This is a genomic window from Billgrantia gudaonensis (assembly GCF_900100195.1).
Taxonomy (GTDB): Bacteria; Pseudomonadota; Gammaproteobacteria; order Pseudomonadales; family Halomonadaceae; genus Halomonas; species Halomonas gudaonensis.
On record NZ_FNES01000002.1, the window covers coordinates 150,473 to 167,342 of the forward strand.

The 16,870-nt window shown below is 67.8% G+C and carries 18 protein-coding genes; 11 read left to right on the plus strand and 7 right to left on the minus strand.

The window, feature by feature from the left end; genetic code table 11:
* The 3 genes from BLP96_RS02775 to BLP96_RS02785 all read right to left on the minus strand — a co-directional run bounded on the left by BLP96_RS02775 (position 1) and on the right by BLP96_RS02785 (position 2,251).
* Entirely contained in the window at positions 1 to 519 is a 519-nt protein-coding gene (locus tag BLP96_RS02775; RefSeq protein WP_089682864.1) for an Lcl C-terminal domain-containing protein, read from the minus strand.
* Positions 516 to 1,361 carry an IclR family transcriptional regulator gene (locus BLP96_RS02780; RefSeq protein WP_089682866.1) on the minus strand — a complete coding sequence of 282 codons (846 nt, stop codon included), beginning with the start codon at positions 1,359 to 1,361 and terminating at the stop codon, positions 516 to 518. Before BLP96_RS02780 ends, BLP96_RS02775 begins: the two co-directional genes overlap by 4 nt.
* A 98-nt stretch (positions 1,362 to 1,459) precedes the next feature.
* Positions 1,460 to 2,251 (minus strand): enoyl-CoA hydratase, encoded by a 792-nt coding sequence (locus BLP96_RS02785; protein ID WP_089682868.1) that lies wholly within the window; start codon positions 2,249 to 2,251, stop codon positions 1,460 to 1,462.
* Between the two features lie 101 nt (positions 2,252 to 2,352).
* On the opposite strand from BLP96_RS02785, the gene BLP96_RS02790 reads away from it, so the two are divergent.
* Positions 2,353 to 3,564, plus strand: a complete 1,212-nt coding sequence (locus BLP96_RS02790) for an amino acid deaminase (protein WP_089682870.1) — start codon at positions 2,353 to 2,355, stop codon at positions 3,562 to 3,564.
* An 18-nt stretch (positions 3,565 to 3,582) separates the two neighbouring features.
* Here BLP96_RS02790 and serA read toward each other — a convergent pair whose 3' ends face one another.
* Positions 3,583 to 4,833, minus strand: coding sequence for a phosphoglycerate dehydrogenase (gene serA, locus BLP96_RS02795; protein WP_089682871.1), 1,251 nt, complete (start codon positions 4,831 to 4,833; stop codon positions 3,583 to 3,585).
* Positions 4,834 to 5,060: 227 nt separating this feature from the next.
* Between serA and BLP96_RS02800 the strand changes: the two genes are divergently transcribed.
* From BLP96_RS02800 to djlA, 4 genes are read left to right on the plus strand one after another with little or no spacing between them, the layout of a single operon-like run.
* Positions 5,061 to 5,351 (plus strand): exodeoxyribonuclease VII small subunit, encoded by a 291-nt coding sequence (locus tag BLP96_RS02800; RefSeq protein ID WP_089682873.1) that lies wholly within the window; start codon positions 5,061 to 5,063, stop codon positions 5,349 to 5,351.
* The gene (locus BLP96_RS02805; RefSeq protein ID WP_245682143.1) at positions 5,341 to 6,225 is read left to right on the plus strand and encodes a farnesyl diphosphate synthase; all 885 of its coding nucleotides are present in this window, start codon (positions 5,341 to 5,343) and stop codon (positions 6,223 to 6,225) included. The genes BLP96_RS02800 and BLP96_RS02805 overlap by 11 nt, the downstream gene beginning before the upstream one ends.
* 15 nt (positions 6,226 to 6,240) lie before the next feature.
* On the plus strand, positions 6,241 to 8,196 hold the full coding sequence (gene dxs, locus BLP96_RS02810) for a 1-deoxy-D-xylulose-5-phosphate synthase (RefSeq protein ID WP_089682875.1): 1,956 nt from the start codon (positions 6,241 to 6,243) through the stop codon (positions 8,194 to 8,196).
* Positions 8,190 to 8,948, plus strand: coding sequence for a co-chaperone DjlA (gene djlA / locus BLP96_RS02815; protein ID WP_089682877.1), 759 nt, complete (start codon positions 8,190 to 8,192; stop codon positions 8,946 to 8,948). The genes dxs and djlA overlap by 7 nt, the downstream gene beginning before the upstream one ends.
* A 15-nt stretch (positions 8,949 to 8,963) precedes the next feature.
* Here the strand turns inward: djlA and trhA are convergent, their stop codons facing one another.
* A complete protein-coding gene (gene trhA / locus BLP96_RS02820) occupies positions 8,964 to 9,635 on the minus strand; it encodes a PAQR family membrane homeostasis protein TrhA (RefSeq protein ID WP_089682879.1) in 672 nt (223 codons plus the stop codon).
* Between the two features lie 99 nt (positions 9,636 to 9,734).
* Positions 9,735 to 10,370: a GTP cyclohydrolase II gene (gene ribA / locus BLP96_RS02825; protein WP_089682880.1), complete on the minus strand. Its 636-nt coding sequence runs from the start codon at positions 10,368 to 10,370 to the stop codon at positions 9,735 to 9,737.
* Positions 10,371 to 10,540: 170 nt separating this feature from the next.
* On the opposite strand from ribA, the gene hemE reads away from it, so the two are divergent.
* The gene (hemE, locus tag BLP96_RS02830; protein ID WP_089683360.1) at positions 10,541 to 11,623 is read left to right on the plus strand and encodes a uroporphyrinogen decarboxylase; all 1,083 of its coding nucleotides are present in this window, start codon (positions 10,541 to 10,543) and stop codon (positions 11,621 to 11,623) included.
* Positions 11,610 to 11,990: a VanZ family protein gene (locus BLP96_RS02835; RefSeq protein WP_089682882.1), complete on the plus strand. Its 381-nt coding sequence runs from the start codon at positions 11,610 to 11,612 to the stop codon at positions 11,988 to 11,990. Before hemE ends, BLP96_RS02835 begins: the two co-directional genes overlap by 14 nt.
* 62 nt (positions 11,991 to 12,052) lie before the next feature.
* On the opposite strand, the gene BLP96_RS02840 is transcribed toward BLP96_RS02835, so the two are convergent.
* Positions 12,053 to 12,595: a peptidylprolyl isomerase gene (locus tag BLP96_RS02840; RefSeq protein WP_089683362.1), complete on the minus strand. Its 543-nt coding sequence runs from the start codon at positions 12,593 to 12,595 to the stop codon at positions 12,053 to 12,055.
* A gap of 325 nt (positions 12,596 to 12,920) precedes the next feature.
* On the opposite strand from BLP96_RS02840, the gene BLP96_RS02845 reads away from it, so the two are divergent.
* The 4 genes from BLP96_RS02845 to ccmI are packed head-to-tail and all read left to right on the plus strand — an operon-like array spanning position 12,921 to position 16,848.
* Positions 12,921 to 14,918: a heme lyase CcmF/NrfE family subunit gene (locus BLP96_RS02845; RefSeq protein ID WP_089682884.1), complete on the plus strand. Its 1,998-nt coding sequence runs from the start codon at positions 12,921 to 12,923 to the stop codon at positions 14,916 to 14,918.
* A complete protein-coding gene (locus BLP96_RS02850) occupies positions 14,915 to 15,460 on the plus strand; it encodes a DsbE family thiol:disulfide interchange protein (RefSeq protein WP_089682886.1) in 546 nt (181 codons plus the stop codon). The genes BLP96_RS02845 and BLP96_RS02850 overlap by 4 nt, the downstream gene beginning before the upstream one ends.
* On the plus strand, positions 15,457 to 15,957 hold the full coding sequence (locus tag BLP96_RS02855) for a cytochrome c-type biogenesis protein (protein WP_089682887.1): 501 nt from the start codon (positions 15,457 to 15,459) through the stop codon (positions 15,955 to 15,957). Before BLP96_RS02850 ends, BLP96_RS02855 begins: the two co-directional genes overlap by 4 nt.
* A gap of 15 nt (positions 15,958 to 15,972) precedes the next feature.
* Positions 15,973 to 16,848 carry a c-type cytochrome biogenesis protein CcmI gene (gene ccmI, locus BLP96_RS02860; protein ID WP_089682889.1) on the plus strand — a complete coding sequence of 292 codons (876 nt, stop codon included), beginning with the start codon at positions 15,973 to 15,975 and terminating at the stop codon, positions 16,846 to 16,848.
* Positions 16,849 to 16,870 lie beyond the last annotated feature (22 nt).

Here is a 16,870-nt window from a genome sequence, read left to right on the forward strand (position 1 = left end):
TCAGCGATCGTTGCCGGGCGCGCGACATGCGCCAGTCGTTTCCTGCTGTTCCATCACCAGGCGCACGTGAAACTCGCCGGCCATGTTGCAGCGGGTGCGTCCGTTGCCGGCGAAGTCGACGAAGCAGTCCTGTTGGGAGTGGCCGCCGGCGCTCGCCTGGTTCCAGTACCAGCCGCGAGGCGTGTCGGGAAAGGCCGTCGTATCGATGGCCACATCGGCCCGGTTGTCTTCGCGCATCAGCGAGCGCATCTCGAAGAAGCGCGGCAGCCGCCATGGGCAGTCGCGGCTCGACTGTGCCTCGGCGTAGGTCTCGGCCTCGGCTAGCGTCACATCGGCGGCCTCGCCTTCGCAGCGCCCTTCGACGAAGGCCTGCCCCAGGCTGCAGCGTTGCCACACCAGCTCCTCGGCGGAATCCACTACCAGGCCTGCGACAGGAAAGCGAAAGCGTTCGGTCTCGCTGCCCAACGCCATCGGTGCCGCCAGGGCCAGCAGAAGCAGGGCGGGGCGAAGAGACGTCATGCTTCTGCCAGCGATTCGCTGGGTGACGGCACTCGCCCGCCCAGGCGGGCGGTGATCTCGGCGGCGGTGTCGCGAACCAGTTCGCCGAGCTCGGCGAGCCGCGCTTCGGGAATGCGTGCCACCGGGCCGGATACCGAGATGGCCGCCAGCGGCGTAGCGTGCTCGTCGTGCAGGCAGGCCGCCACGCAGTGCAGGCCGATGGCGTGCTCCTCTCGGTCGCAAGCGTAGCCGAGGCGGCGAATCTCGGCGAGATCGGCGCTCAGCGCTTCGGCGCTGTGCAGGGTGTTGGCAGTGACCCGGGCCAGGCCCCGCTCGTCGAGGATGCGCTCGAACTCGTCGTCGGGCAGCCAGGCCATCAATGCCTTGCCCACGCCGGAGGCATGCAGCGGTGCTCGCGAGCCCAGCCGGGTGATCATGCGCATCATCTGCGGCGACTCGCTCTGGGCCAGGAACACCGCCGTTCCGCCGTCGCGGATGCCCAGGTTGGCGGTCTCGCCGGTCTGGGCGGTGAGGCGACGCAGGAAGGGGCGGCTGGTGGCCACGAAGTCGCGCGCCTCGAGAAAGCTGTTGCCGATGCGGAAGGTCTTGACGTCGATCTTCCACACGCCGAGTTCGGCGTCCTGGGTGACGAAACCCTGGCCGTGCAGTGCCTGCAGCAACCGATGGGTGGTGGAGGGCGCCAGGTCGACGGCCTCGGCCAGCTCGGAGAGCGCCAGCCCCCCGGGCGTCGCCGCCAGACGCTCGAGCAGGGTCAGGCCGCGCACCAACGACTGGCTGTGTCCGCTGTTGCTCTTGCCGGGACCTGGGGGACGTCCCGCCGTTCTGCGTTTGCCGTCACTCACCCGCGTCTCTCCTCGTGCCAGTAACCATCACGGCCACAGGATACCCGCTCGTGTCAGTGATGTCGCGGTTGCGGAAAAGGCTTCCATACCTTGCCGGTTCAGCGATGTCGCCACTGCGGCGTGCGCTTTTCGATGAAGGCATCGATGCCTTCCGTCACGTCCTCGGCCATCATGTTGGCGGCCATGGTATCGCCGGCCAGGCAGTAGGCCTCATCCAGTGGTTGCTGCAGCTGGCGCTGGAACAGCGCCTTGCCGGTATGCAGGGCCACGGCGCTCTTGGCGCAGATGGCAGCGGTGAGTTCGCCGAGGGCATCGTCCAGGGCGTCGTCGTCGGCCACGCGGTTGACCAGGCCCCAGTCCAAGGCCCGATCGGCGTCGATGAACTCGCCGGTGAACAGCATCTCCAGGGCACGCTTGCGGCCGATGGTGCGCGACAGCGCCACCGCCGGGGTGGAGCAGAACAACCCGACGTTGATGCCGGAGACGGCGAAGCGCGCCGAGCGGGCGGCCACTGCCAGGTCGCAGCTTGCCACCAACTGGCAGCCGGCCGCCGTGGCCAGCCCCTGCACCCGTGCGATCACCGGCACCGGCAGGGTGACGATGCGTTGCATCACGGTACCGCAGCGGGCGAACAGGTCACGGTAGTAGGCCTCGTCGGGGGTGGCGCGCATCTGCTTGAGGTCGTGACCGGCACAGAAGGCGCGCCCCTCGGCGGCCAGCACCACGCAGCGTACGTCGTCGTCCTCGGCGAGTCGCTCGAGCTCGCGGCCCAGCGCCTCGAGCATCGCTTCGGAAAGGGCGTTGAACTGGCGGGGACGCTGCATCGTCAGAGTGGTCACACCGCCGTCGACATGGCGGCGTAGGGGGAGTTCGTCGTCAAAGCGGGACATGGAGGCTCCTGGCTGGCGTAGGATTCGCCCACCAGCCTAGCGCGCCAGCCGCGCCTTTCGTTACGCTTGCGACCAAAGACGACCGTTGCCGGAGGCCCGCCATGCCCGACTCTCCCAAGACGCTCCTCGACAAGGGGCTGCCGGAAACCGGCAACGACTTGCTCGCCGACGTCAGCCTGCCCGCTGCGGTGATTCACGAGGCACCGCTCGCCCATAACCTGGCGTGGATGCAACGCTTCGCCGACGACCACGGGGCGCGCCTCGCTCCTCATGGCAAGACCACCATGGCTCCGGCGCTCTTTCACCGCCAGCTCGCTGCCGGGGCCTGGGGCATCACTCTGGCCACCGCGCCACAGTGTCGGGCGGCTTTTGCCCATGGCGTCACGCGGCTGCTGATGGCCAACCAGCTGGTCGGCGAGGCCAACATGGCCATCGTCGCCCGGCTCATCGAAGCGGGAGCGGAGTTCCACTGCGTGGTGGACAGCGCGGCCAATGTCGACCAACTGGGCCGCTACTTCGCCGCGCGAGGCCTGCGCCTGCCGGTGCTGATCGAACTGGGCATCGACGGTGGACGCTGCGGCTGCCGTGATCGTGACGCCGTTGTGGCACTGGCCGAACGGGTGGCCGGCGAGCCGGCGCTGGTACTGGCGGGGCTGGAGGGCTACGAGGGCGTGGTGCAGAGCGACGAGCCCACGCGAGACGTGCGAGCTTACGCCTGGCGTCTGGTGGAGGCGGCTCAGGCGCTCGACCTCGATGGCCTGATCGAAGCCGCCGAGCCGCTGATCACCGCCTCCGGCTCGGCGTGGTACGACCTCATCGCCGCCGTCTTCCAGGAGGCCCGGCTCGGCGCTCACTTCGTGCCGGTGCTGCGCCCCGGCTGCTACCTGGTGCACGACCACGGCCTGTATCACCGCGCTCAGCAGGGCGTTCTCCAGCGCCGCCCCGATCTGGAGCGCGGGCTCGAGCCGGCACTGGAGGTGTTTGCCCAAGTGGTGTCGCTGCCCGAACCGGGCCTGGCCATCGTCGGCCTGGGCAAGCGCGACATCGGCCATGACCAGCTGCCCGAGCCGCTACGCCGCTACCGCGAAGGCGGCCGGGCCGACCGTCCGCTGGAGGTGGACGGCTGGCGGATAACCAAGCTGATGGACCAGCACGCCTTCGTGACGCTGCCGCCCGACCCCGACGGGGTGCGCGTCGGCGATATCGTCGCCTTCGGCGCCTCGCACCCCTGCCTCACCTTCGACAAGTGGCGCCGGCTGTGCCGGGTCGACGAGCGGCTGGCCGTCGTTGAGGTACTGGAAACCTGTTTCTAGGCTCCCGCTTTCCAGACCTCACTCATGGTAGTTGGTCTCCGAGTAGAGCACCCGCACGCGCAAGGTATGCTCGACGTGACGCAGGGCGTCCAGCGCCTTGGGACCGTAGGCCTTGTCGACGTCGATGACCACATAGCCGACCTTTTCGTTGGTCTGCAGATACTGGCCGGAGATGTTGATGTCGTTCTCCGACAGCACGCGGTTGATCTCGGAGAGCACGCCCGGCACGTTGTCGTGGATGTGCAGCAGGCGGTGCTTGTCCGGATGGGCCGGCAGGGCCACTTCCGGAAAGTTGACCGAAGTGACGGTAGTGCCGTTGTCGGAGTAGGTGATCAGCTTTTCGGAGACTTCGATGCCGATGTTCTCCTGAGCCTCCAGGGTGGAGCCGCCGATGTGCGGCGTGAGAATGACGTTGGGCAGGCCGCGCAGAGGGCTCACGAATTCCTCCGAGTTGCCCTTGGGCTCGACCGGGAAGACGTCGATGGCCGCGCCCAGCAAGCGACCGGCCTCGAGCGCCGCCGCCAGTTCCTCGATCACCACCACGCTGCCACGCGAAGCATTGATCAGGATGCCGCCCTGCTTCATCAGCGCCAGCTGCTCCTTGCCGATCATCCACCGTGTGGAGGGCACATCCGGGACGTGCAGGCTCACCACGTCGGCACGGGCCAGAAGTTCCTCCAGGCTCGCCACCTGGGTGGCGTTGCCCATGCCGAGCTTGGCGACTACGTCGTAGTAGAGCACGTTGAAACCGAGCGACTCGGCGAGCACCGAGAGCTGGGCGCCGATGTTGCCGTAGCCGACGATGCCCAGCGTCTTGCCGCGTGCTTCATGGGAATGCTTGGCGCTCTTCAGCCAGCCGCCCTGGTGGGCGCGGGCATTCTTCTCGGGAATGCCGCGCAGCAGCATGATCGCCTCGGCCAGCACCAGTTCCGCCACCGAGCGGGTATTGGAATAGGGCGCGTTGAACACCGGGATGCCGCGGGCGAGCGCCGCTCCCAGGTCGACCTGATTGGTGCCGATGCAGAAGCAGCCCACCGCCACCAGCTTCTCGGCGGCGGCGAAGACGCGCTCGTTGAGCTGGGTGCGCGAGCGGATGCCGATGAAGTGGACGTCGCGGATCTTGTCGATCAGCGTGGCTTCGTCCAGCGAAGTCGGCAGGTGCTCGATGTTGGTGTAACCGGCATTCAGGAAATTGTCCACCGCGCTCTGGTGGACGCCCTCGAGTAGCAGGATCTTGATCTTGCTCTTGTCCAGGGACGTTTTGGCCATGGTCGAATCAACCCTTCGATGGTGCGATCCGTCGGCAACGACGCAGCCTGGCCGACGGGATCGGGCGGGAAACAGGGCACATATCTTAACACAGCGGGTCGCCACGACGATGAAAAGGCTGCGCTGCGTGAATGAGCGCCCTGCATGTTGGGCAGACGACCCCGGGGGCAGAGCGTGTATACTGTCGCCTCCTGGAATTTCGACACAGCGGTGACGAGTAGCGAGCCATGGTAGAGCATGACCGGTCATCATCCCCGGCCGCGGGTGACGCCTCCGGCGAGGCCGATTTCGCGGCCACCGTGGCGCGGCTGGAGCGGCTGGTGGAGCAGCTGGAAGGCGGCGAACTGTCGCTGGAAGGGGCGCTCTCCGCCTTCGAGGAGGGCGTGAGGCTGACCCGCGATGCCCAGCGCCGGCTGGACGAAGCCGAGCTGCGCGTGCGCACCCTGACCGAGCGCGGCGACGGTAGCGCCGACCTCCAGCCGTTCGCCGACCCGACGGAGGGCGAGGGTGAACGCTGACTCACTGACCGCGCGCCTGGCCGCCGATCGTGCGCGAGTCGACGCCTACCTGGCGGGGTTGTTCGAGGGGCGCCGGATGACGGCGCCGCGTCTCGAGGCCGCCATGCGCCACGGCGTGCTGGTCGGCGGCAAGCGGCTGCGCCCGGTGCTGGTGTATCTCTCCGGCCGAGCCCTGGGCGCCGACGACGCGGTGCTGGATGCGCCGGCCGCCGCCGTGGAGCTGATCCATGCCTACTCGCTGGTGCACGACGATCTGCCCGCCATGGACGATGATGACTTGCGCCGTGGCCAGCCCACGGTGCACAAGGCCTTCGACGAGGCGACGGCGATCCTCGCCGGGGACGCCCTGCAGTGTCTGGCCTTCGAGGTGCTGGCCGGGATCTCGCACCCGCGCTTGCCGGCCCAGATGCGGACCCTGGCCGAAGCCGCGGGTCGCGACGGCATGGTCGGCGGCCAGGCGCTGGACCTCGCCGCGGTGGGCGGCCACCCTGACGTCGAGACGCTGGCTCGCGTGCACGCTCACAAGACCGGGGCCCTGATCGGCGCTGCCGTGCGTCTGGGGGCGCTGGCTGCCGTGGACGAAACGGACCCGCGGGTGGCGGCATTGTCGCACTACGCCGCCGCCATCGGCTTGGCCTTCCAGATCCATGACGACGTGCTCGACGTGGCCGGCGACACCGGCACTCTGGGCAAGGCCTCCGGTGCCGATGCGGCGCGCGACAAGCCCACCTATCCGGCCCTGCTGGGGCTGGAGGGCGCGCGCCGGCGGGCTGGCGAACTGGTCGACGAGGCCGTTGCCGCACTCGCGCCGCTGGGTGATGCCGCGGCGCCGTTGGCCGAACTGGCCCGTTACATGATCGAACGTGACCACTGACACCACAGGGCATTCATGAAGCTCTACGACGACATTCCCGCCGAGCGCCCGTACACGCCGCTGCTCGACACCCTGGATACGCCCTCGGCGTTGCGGGCGATGAACACGGCCCAGCTCGCGCAGGTGGCCGATGAGCTTCGCGCCTACCTGCTCTACAGCGTGGGGGTTTCCGGCGGTCACTTCGGCGCCGGTCTGGGCGTGGTCGAACTCACCGTCGCCCTGCACCACGCGCTGGAAACGCCCCACGATCGCCTGGTGTGGGACGTGGGGCACCAGGCCTACCCGCACAAGATCCTCACCGGACGCCGCGAGGCGATGACCACCATCCGCCAGCATGGCGGCCTGGCGGCCTTCCCACGGCGCGCCGAGTCGCAATACGACACCTTTGGCGTGGGCCATTCCAGTACCTCGATCTCCGCGGCGCTGGGCATGGCCCTGGCGTCCCGCACGAGCGGCGAGAAACGCCGCGTGTGCGCGGTGATCGGCGACGGCGCGCTCACCGCAGGCATGGCCTTCGAGGCGCTTGCCCATGCCGGCCACGTCGATGCCAACCTGCTGGTGGTGCTCAACGACAACGAGATGTCGATCTCCGAAAACGTCGGCGGCATCGCCAGCTACTTGGCGAACGTTCTCTCCAGCAAGCCCTATCTCGCCATGCGCGAGGAGAGCAAGAAGGTGCTGGCTCACCTGCCCGGCGCCCTGGAACTGGCGCGTCGCACCGAGGAGCACATGAAGGGCATGGTCAGCCCGGCCACGCTCTTCGAGGAGATGGGGTTCAACTACATCGGGCCCATCGACGGTCATGACCTGCCGACGCTGGCCCAGACGCTGCGCAACATTCGCGACCTGGAAGGGCCGCAGTTCCTGCACGTCAAGACCTGCAAGGGCCGCGGCTTCCTGCCCGCCGAGGCGGATCCCATCGGCTACCACGCCATCACCAAGCTGGAGAAGAACGGCGACACGCCACCGCCGCTCAAGCCGGCGGCACCCAAGCCCAAGCCGAAGAAGTATTGCAACGTCTTCGGCGACTGGCTGTGCGACATGGCCGCGGCCGATGCACGGCTGATCGGCATCACCCCGGCGATGCGCGAGGGTTCCGACCTGGTGCGCTTCTCCCGGGAGTATCCGGAGCGCTACTTCGATGTGGCGATCGCCGAGCAGCACGCGGTGACGCTCGCCGCCGGCATGGCCTGCGAGGCGATGAAGCCGGTGGTGGCGATCTATTCCACCTTCCTGCAGCGCGGCTACGACCAGCTGATCCACGACGTGGCGGTACAGGGGCTCGACGTCACCTTCGCTCTCGACCGTGCCGGCCTGGTCGGCGAGGATGGCCCGACCCATCATGGCGCCCTGGATCTCAGCTATCTGCGCTGCGTGCCGGGGATGGTGGTGCTGGCGCCGGCCGACGAAGCGGAGTGCCGTGCCATGCTCAGCGCCGCCTATCACCATCCTGGCCCGGCAGCAGTTCGCTATCCGCGCGGTACCGGTCCGGGAGTGGCGATCCCCGACCATCTGGAAGCCTTGCCCATCGGCACGGCCCAGCCGCGGCGCCGAAGCGGCGCCGAGCCGGGACGGCGAATCGCCCTGCTCGCCTTCGGCAGCCTCAACGGCCCGGCGGGCGAGGTCGCCGAACGTCTCGATGCCAGCCATGTCAACATGCGTTCGGTGAAGCCGCTCGACCGCCAGGCCGTGCTCGCCGCTGCCGCCGACCATGACCTGCTGGTAACGCTGGAGGAAAACGTGGTGGCCGGCGGGGCCGGCAGCGCGGTGGGCGAGCTGCTGGCGGCCGAAGGAGTGGCGGTGGCGTTGCTCCATCTCGGCCTGCCCGATGTCTTCGTCGAGCACGGCAAGCCGGCCGAGCTGCTCACCGACTGCGGTCTCGATGCGGACGGCATCGAGGCGACGATTCGTCGGCGGCTGGAAGCCGGTGACGTGGAAGGGTGCGACACGGGGAGACGAACGACATGTTGATGGCCATGCTGATCGGTGCCTTCCTGGGCTTCTGGATTGGAGGACCGCTGGGCATGCTGGTAGGCGGTGGGTTGGGCTACTGGCTCGCCCAGCGTCTGCGGCGCAGTGCCCTGGGCCGACTGGCCGAAGCCCAGGCGCAGTTCCTGGAATCGACCTTTGCGGTCATGGGTTGCCTGTGCAAGGCCGATGGCCAGGTCACCGAGGATGAACTGGATGCGTCGCGCCAGCTGTGGGATCGCCTGCGCTTGAACGAGGCCCAGCGCGCCAAGGCTCGGGCCGACTTCACCCGCGGCAAGTCGGCGGACTTCGACCTGGAGGCGGAGCTGGCCAAGGTCCGGGGGATCGTGGGCAGCCAGCCGGCCATGCGCCAGGTGTTCTTGCAGGTCCAGTTGGCGGCAGTCGCTGCCGACGGGCAACTGCATCCCGCCGAGCACGACATGCTGATGCGGGTGGTGCGCGGGTTGGGCTGCTCGGAGGCGGAGGTCGCCCAGATCGAGGCCATACTGCATGGCGCCGCCGAGTCGGCGAGCGACCGGGCGACGTCCCTCGACGAGGCTTATCGGGTGCTGGGGGTCGAGGAAGACGCGAGCGACTCCGAACTCAAGAAAGCCTACCGCCGCCTGATGAGCCAGAATCATCCCGACAAGCTCGCCGCCAAGGGCCTGCCGGAGAGCATGCGCGAGGTCGCTCAGCAGCGTACCAGCGAGATTGCCAATGCCTACGAGCGCATCCGCAAGGCGCGCGCGGCCTGAGGGCGTCCTGGCCGCTCAAGCGGTGTGGGGCAGCACCGCGGTGTACACCGCAAAGTAGTGGAAAGCGCTGCCGCCGAGGACGAACAGGTGCCAGATGGCGTGGTGAAAGGGGATCGCGCGAACGGCATAGAAGATCGTGCCGAGAGTGTAGGTGATGCCGCCGGCGACGAGCAGCGCAATGCCGGTTGCCGAGAGGCTGACCGCCATCTCGCCGCTGGCGAAGACGATCAGCCAGCCCATCACCAGGTAAATGGTGATACGCAGGGCGGTGAAGCGGTGGGGCCAGCAGAGCTTGCAGGCGATGCCGCCCACTGCCAGGCCCCAGACGATGGCGAACAGGGTCCAGCCCGTCGCGCCGCGCATGTTGACCAGCAGGAAAGGGGTATAGGTGCCGGCGATCAGCAGGTAGATGGCGCAGTGGTCGAAGAGTTGGAACAGGTGCTTCAGTCGGGGATGGCGGAAAGCGTGGTAGAGGGCCGAAGCGGTATAGAGCAGGACCAGGCTGGCGCCATAGAGGCTGATGCCGACCAGCTTCCACGGATCGACATCGGCGGACAGGACGACCAGTACCAATAGAACCACGACCCCCGCGAGGCTGAGGCCGGCTCCGATCCCGTGACTGACGCTGTGCAGCAACTCTTCCATCCGCGAGAAGTCGTGCCCTGCCGCTCTGTCGCGCTTGTCCATGTCCGAGATCCCGTGGCCGTCGTGTCGAAACGTGCGTCGTTACACGCCCATTCTAGAATGGGACAGACGAAGCCGATAACGGTTCGTATCGGTTGCGGTTCAGGGCTTGCGCTCGATGTCCACGTCACTGGCCTGGGTGAAATCGCCCAGCGCCATCATGTGGCCGAGCTTGCCGGCCTTGGTGGAGAGGTAGTGCTCATTGTGCGGGTTGAGACCGGTGGTCAGCGGAACCCGTTCGGTGACGTTGACGCCGGCTTCGGTGAGTGCGGCGACCTTGCGCGGGTTGTTGGTCATCAGCCGCAGGGCGGCGACGCCCAGGTGCTCGAGCATCGGCACGCAGAGATCGTAGCGGCGCAGGTCGGCGCCGAAGCCGAGACGCTCGTTGGCCTCCACGGTGTCGGCGCCCTGGTCCTGCAGATGGTAGGCGCGGATCTTGTTGAGCAATCCGATGCCGCGCCCTTCCTGGCGCAGATAGAGCAGCACGCCGCGCCCCTCGTCGGCGATGCGCTTCAGCGCTTCCTGCAGCTGGTAGCCGCAGTCGCAGCGCATCGAGAACAGCGCATCGCCGGTCAGACATTCGGAGTGCACTCGCCCCAGCACCGGCTCGCCATCGGCCACGTCGCCCAGCGTCAGAGCGATGTGATCCTTGCCGGTGGCCTCGTCCTCGAAGCCATGCATGGTGAAGGTGGCCCAGGGGGTGGGCAGCCGGGAGGCGGCGATGAATCGAATCGTCACGGGGTACCTCGGGTGAAAGACCACGGCGCTGCCGGAAACGGACTCGCCATTCTAGCAGGAACGCCGGTCGGGCTCACGGTCCATGCGGGGCGCCGAACTTGGCCTCGGTCAAGCCGCAGCCCGAACGATGCGCTACAATGTCGCGACATTTCCTGTGGATGACCGCCTGCATGGAACTCAAGAACGACCGCTTTCTACGCGCCCTGGCGCGCCAGCCCGTCGACCGTACCCCAGTGTGGATGATGCGCCAGGCCGGCCGCTACCTGCCGGAGTATCGTGCGACCCGCGCCGAGGCCGGCAGCTTCATGGACTTGTGTCGCAACCACGATCTGGCCTGCGAAGTCACCCTGCAGCCGCTGGAGCGCTACCCGCTGGATGCGGCGATCCTCTTCTCGGACATCCTCACCATTCCGGATGCCATGGGGCTGGGGCTCTACTTCGAGACCGGCGAGGGGCCGAAATTCCGCAAGCCGGTGCGCAGTGCCGAGGATGTGGCGGCACTCGCCGCGCCGGATGCCGAGCGCGACCTGGACTACGTGATGCGCGCCGTGTCGACCATTCGCCGCGAACTCGACGGTCGCGTGCCTCTGATCGGCTTCTCGGGCAGCCCCTGGACACTGGCCACCTACATGGTCGAGGGCGCTTCGAGCAAGGACTTTCGCCACGTGAAGACCATGCTCTATGACATGCCGAGCGTGATGCACGAGCTGCTCGACACCCTGGCGGCGGCGGTCACCGATTACCTCAACGCCCAGATTCGTGCCGGCGCCCAGGCCGTGCAGATCTTCGATACCTGGGGCGGTGCGCTCTCCACGCCGGCCTATCTGGAGTTCTCGCTGCGCTACATGGAGCAGATCGTCGCCGGTCTGATCCGCGAGCATGACGGGCGCCGAGTACCGGTGATCCTGTTCACCAAGAATGGCGGTCAGTGGCTGGAGGACATCGCGCTGGCAGGTCCGGATGCCGTGGGTCTGGATTGGAGTACCGAATTGGCCGACGCTCGGGCGCGGGTGGGCCACAAGGTGGCGCTGCAGGGCAACCTGGATCCCAATGTGCTGTTCGCCCGTCCGGCAGCGATTCGTGCCGAGGTGGCGCGCATTCTCGACAGTTACGGTCAGGGACCGGGGCACGTCTTCAACCTGGGCCACGGCATCAGTCAGTTCACCGATCCCGATCGGGTCACCGCCTTCATGGAGGCGCTGCACGAGCTGAGCCCGCTTTATCACCGCTCCATCGAGCATGCCAGCGTCTAGATGGCTGGCGACCTGGCATGAACGGCGCCGCCTGTGGGCGGCGCTGGCCGTGCTGGCGGCCTTCGTCATCGCGCTGGGCAGTCTGACGCCGGGCGGTGAGATGCCCAGTCGCCTGCCCTGGGACAAGCTCAATCACTTCCTCGGCTATGCCGGGCTGGCGGGACTCGTCGGACTGGCTGGCCTGCGCCTGTCGTCGGCTTTCATCGTCACCCTGCTGTACGGCGCTGCCATCGAGGTCGCTCAGCTCGCCGTACCGGGGCGTAGCGGCGGCGATCCTGCCGATATCCTCGCCAATGCCATCGGGGCAGGTGCTGCGGTGCTGCTGTTGTCCGCTCTACGACGCGGTTCGAGACTCGACGACCGATAGGCGTCGTCCCTCCATGCCTTGGCCCCCGCCACTCAGTGGTGGGGGCTTGCGTGTCGTTGCGGTCAGTGGATCTCGGCGCTCTCGATCACCACGGGGTCTTCCGGCACGTCCTGGAAGGGACCGCGGCTGCCGGTGGGCACCCGGGCGATGGCATCGACCACGTCCATGCCCTCGATCACGCGACCGAACACGGCATAGCCCCAGGTCTGGCCGGAATCCTTGCTCTGGTGGTCGAGGAAGTCGTTGTCGGCCACGTTGATGAAGAACTGGGCGGTGGCGGAGTGCGGGTCGCCGGTACGCGCCATGGCCAGGGTGCCGCGGTCGTTGGACAGGCCGTTGTCGGCCTCGTTGGTCACGGGGTCCCGAGTCGGCTTCTGGCGGAGGTCCCGGTCGAAGCCTCCACCCTGGATCATGAAGCCGTCGATCACCCGGTGGAAGAGCGTGCCCGCATAGTGGCCTTCCTGCACGTAGGTGAGGAAGTTGTTGACGCTCTGCGGGGCCTGCTCCTGGAACAGCTCGATGGCGATCTCGCCGTGGTTGGTGTGCAGGGTGAGATCGGCGTCGTCGCTGGCGGCAAAGGCAGCCAGTGGCAGGCAGGCAGCCATGAGCAGGGGCAGCAGGGTTCGTTTCGGCACGGTCAGGGCTCCTTGCAGGTGGGGAGTATCAGCTTACGGGCTGCAGGCCGGCTTGTCAGGCGCTGGAGTGCCCGGCATTCGGGTCGTTGGTGGGTCGGGACGGATACTTTGACTTGGATCACGAGGAGCGAGCGGAAAGAGGTATCCAGTATGGATTTTATCGCTCGTTCGCCGGACCATCGCGGCATGCCGGTCGAGTCGTCGCCCAATTCGGCGGCATTCGGCCTCCATCCCGACCCGATACGACCGGTCGCGGTGCCCGTTGGCGCCGACGTCGGCAGGAGGTGGTCCATCCATGGTAGCGGAGCTCGGTAACTTCGCCCTGATACTGGCGCTGTGCCTGGCGGTGATCCAGGGTGTATTGCCCCTGCTGGGCGCCCACTGCGGCGAGGCGCGACTGATGCGCTCGGGGCGCTTCCTGGCCGCCGGGCAGTTCGTATTCCTGGCCGTCAGCTATGCGCTGCTGACCTGGACGTTCGTGGTCAGCGACTTCTCCGTGCGCTACGTGGCGAGCCATTCGAGCCTCTCGCAGCCACTGCTCTATCGCGTCACGGCGGTGTGGGGTGGCCACGAAGGCTCGATGCTGCTGTGGGCGCTGATCCTGGGCGGCTGGGGCCTGGCCGTGGCGAACTTCAGCCGCGCGCTGCCGCGCGAGATGCTGGCCCGGTTGCTGGGTGTGATGGGGCTGATATCGGTGGGCTTCATCGCCTTCACGGTGTTCACTTCCAACCCCTTCGAACGCATCGTGCCGGGTCCGGCCGACGGACGCGGCATGAACCCGCTGTTGCAGGATCCGGGCATGATCTTGCATCCGCCGCTGCTCTACATGGGCTACGTGGGCACGGCGGTGGTGTTCGCCCTGGCCATCGCCGCGCTGCTCGGTGGCCGCCTCGATGCCGCCTGGGCCCGCTGGTCGCGGCCCTGGACCACCGTGGCCTGGGTGTTCCTGACGCTGGGCATCGCCGTAGGCGCTTGGTGGGCCTACTACGAGCTGGGCTGGGGCGGTTGGTGGTTCTGGGATCCGGTGGAGAACGCCTCCTTCCTGCCCTGGTTGACCGCCACCGCGCTGATCCACTCTCTGGCGGTGACCGAGAAGCGCGGCGGCTTCAAGGTATGGACGCTGATGCTGGCGATCATCACGTTCGCGCTCACCGTGCTCGGCACCTTCATCGTGCGCTCCGGGGTGATCACCTCGGTGCACGCCTTCGCCACCGATCCGCAGCGCGGCATCTTCCTGCTCGGCCTGCTGGCGTTGACCCTGCTGGGCGCCCTTTCGCTGTACGCCTGGCGAGCGCCCAAGGTGGGATTGGGCGGTGCCTTCGGTGCCTACTCGCGGGAGTCGTTGCTGCTGGCCAATAACGTGCTGCTGGCGGTGGCCTGCGCGGCGGTGTTCATCGGCACGCTCTATCCGCTGGTGCTCAGCGCCTTGGGGCTGGGCAAGATATCGGTGGGCCCGCCCTTCTTCGATACCGTGTTCGCGCCGCTGATGATGCCGCTGCTGCTGCTGGTCGGCCTGGCTCCCAGCGTGGCCTGGAAGCAGGCCAGCCCGGCGATCATCCTGCGCGAGCTGCGCGGCGTTGCCCTCGTCAGCATCGTCGTCGGCGGCCTGTGGCCGCTGGCGGCAGGCGCCTGGCGACCGCTCACCGCGTTGTCGTTGATGCTGGCGGCCTGGATCGTGCTGACGGCCGGCAAGGATATCCACCGACGCCTGGGGAGCCGCCGCCAGCCGCTCGCCACGCGTCTCCGGCGGGTGGCGAAGCCCTCGTTCATCGGCATGCACCTGGCCCACGTGGGGTTGGCGCTGGTGGTGGTGGCCATCGCCATGGTCAAGACCTATGAAGTGGAGCGCGACGTGCGCCTGGCGCCCGGCGAGAGCGCTACGGTAGCGGGCTACGACTTCCGCATGGAGAGCGTCTCCATCGTGGAGGGGCCCAACTACGAGGCCGATCAGGCCACCCTCGAGGTGACGCGCGACGGCCGGCCGGTAGCGACCCTCGTCCCCCAGCGGCGCTACTACGATACCCAGCCCGACATGCCCATGAACCAGGCATCGTTGCACCGGGCCCCGACTCGCGACGTCTATGTCTCGCTCGGGGAGCGACTGGAAGGCGATGCCTGGAGCCTGCGGCTCTACTACAAGCCCTACATGTTCTGGATGTGGTCCGGTGCGCTGCTGCTCGCCCTGGGTGGCCTGCTGGCCGCGGCGGACAAGCGCTACCGTCTGCGCCAGCGCCGCAAGGCGGCGGTGCGGCCATCGGGCGCTACCTTTCGGGAAGAAGGAATCGGCACATGAAATGGCGAATCCTCGTACCCCTGGTGGCCGTGCTCGCTCTGCTGGGCGTGCTCCTGGTCGGCCTGGGCCTCGACAGCCGTGAACTGCCCTCGCCGCTGGTAGGGCAGCCGGCGCCCGCCTTCTCGCTCACCGCGCTGGAAGATCCGGAAACGCGGCTCACCGAGGCGGATTTCACCGGTGAGGTCGCGCTGGTCAACGTCTGGGCCACCTGGTGCAGTACCTGCCGAGCCGAGAAGCCGTTGCTCATGGAGTTGGCGGAAAAGGGCATTCCCATCCACGGCATCAACTACCGCGACGAGCGTGCGGCGGCGCTGCGCTATCTCGAGATCAGCGACGACCCGTACCGCACCATCGCCTACGATCCCGACGGCGATGCCGGCATGGAGTGGGGCGTCTACGCCACGCCGGAGACCTATCTGCTCGATGCCGATGGCGTGATTCGCTACAAGCGTACCGGGCCTCTGAGTCGCGAGCTGATTCGCGAGGACGTATTGCCGCTGATCGACGAGCTGCGCGCCGAGCAGCGGGAGGCCACGTCATGACAGGGCGCTTCCCCCGAGGGTTCTGGCGAACGGCCACCGCACTGCCCTGGCTGCTGGTGGGCTGGCTGTTGCCGGCAGGCCTGGCCCTGGCGCTGGCCATCGGTGAACCCGGCGATTTCGACAGCGAGGCCGAGCGCGAGCAGTACCAGAGAGTGATTCGCGAACTGCGCTGCACGGTGTGTCAGGGCGAGACGATTCATGAATCCAACGCCACGCTGGCCGGCGACATGCGGCGGCGCGTCTACGAGATGACCCGTGATGGCCAGAGCGCCGAGGCCATCGTCGATTTCATGGTGGCGCGCTATGGCGACTACGTACGCTATCGCCCTCCGCTGCAGGCCAATACCGCCCTGCTGTGGGCCAGCCCCATCCTGCTGTTGCTGGTCGGCGGCGTGGTGTGGTGGCAGGTGGTGCGAGGGCGTCGCGGCACGGCGGCGCGACCCACGTTCACGGCCGAGGAGCGAGCGGTGCTCGAGCGCCTGCGCCGTGGCGATTGATTCCGGAGGGTGGTGATGAACGGATTGTTCCTGATAGCGGCTCTGGTGTCGTGCCTGGTGGCGCTGGCCTTCGTGGCCTACCCGCTGCTGCGTCCCGCCCCACGGATGGAGGCCGACAGCCAGGCGGACGTCAACCGGGGAGTGCACCGTGACCGCGTGCGCGAGCTCGACCAGGACCTGGCCGCCGGTACATTGACCCAGGGGCAGTACGATCTGGCGTTGGCCGACCTGGAGCGCGAGCTGCTCGACAGTGGCGCCCTGTCCGAGGACGGCGCGACGCCGCGGCCTCGACCGCGGCGGTTGGCAATGGCCGCGGCGGCACTCTGTCTGGGCGGTCTGCCCTTTGCGGCCATGGGGCTCTACCTCGGCGTGGGCAGTGCCGAGACGGTCTTCGCCCTTGCCGATCCAGCGATGGATGAGGCGCCACCGGTGTCGGCAGAGGGCCGCCAGCGTGAGTTCGAGATGCTGGTGCAGCAGTTGCAGGGGCGCCTTGCCGAAAGCCCCGGCGATCTCGACAGCTGGATGCTGCTGGGGCGTACGCAGATGTATCTGGATGACCTTGCCGCCGCGGAGCGGGCCTTCCGAGAGGCCATGGCCCACGGCGGCGACCGCGACCCCGACGCGCTGACCCGCTATGCCGACCTCCTGGCCGAGCGCCAGGGGGGCTTGAGCGGCGAGCCGGCAACGCTCATCGAGAAGGCGCTGGACATCGACCCCGATCATCCTCAGGGGCTGTGGATGGCGGGGAGTCTGGCGTTCCAGAACCAGGAACTGGCCACCGCCAGACAGCACTGGGAACGTCTGCTCGAGGTGCTGCCGTCCGAGTCACGCGAGGCCGAGATCATTCGCAGCAACCTGGACCGGGTGGATGCGGCAACCGGCAAGGGCTGAGACGACAACGTTTAGCGTGGGA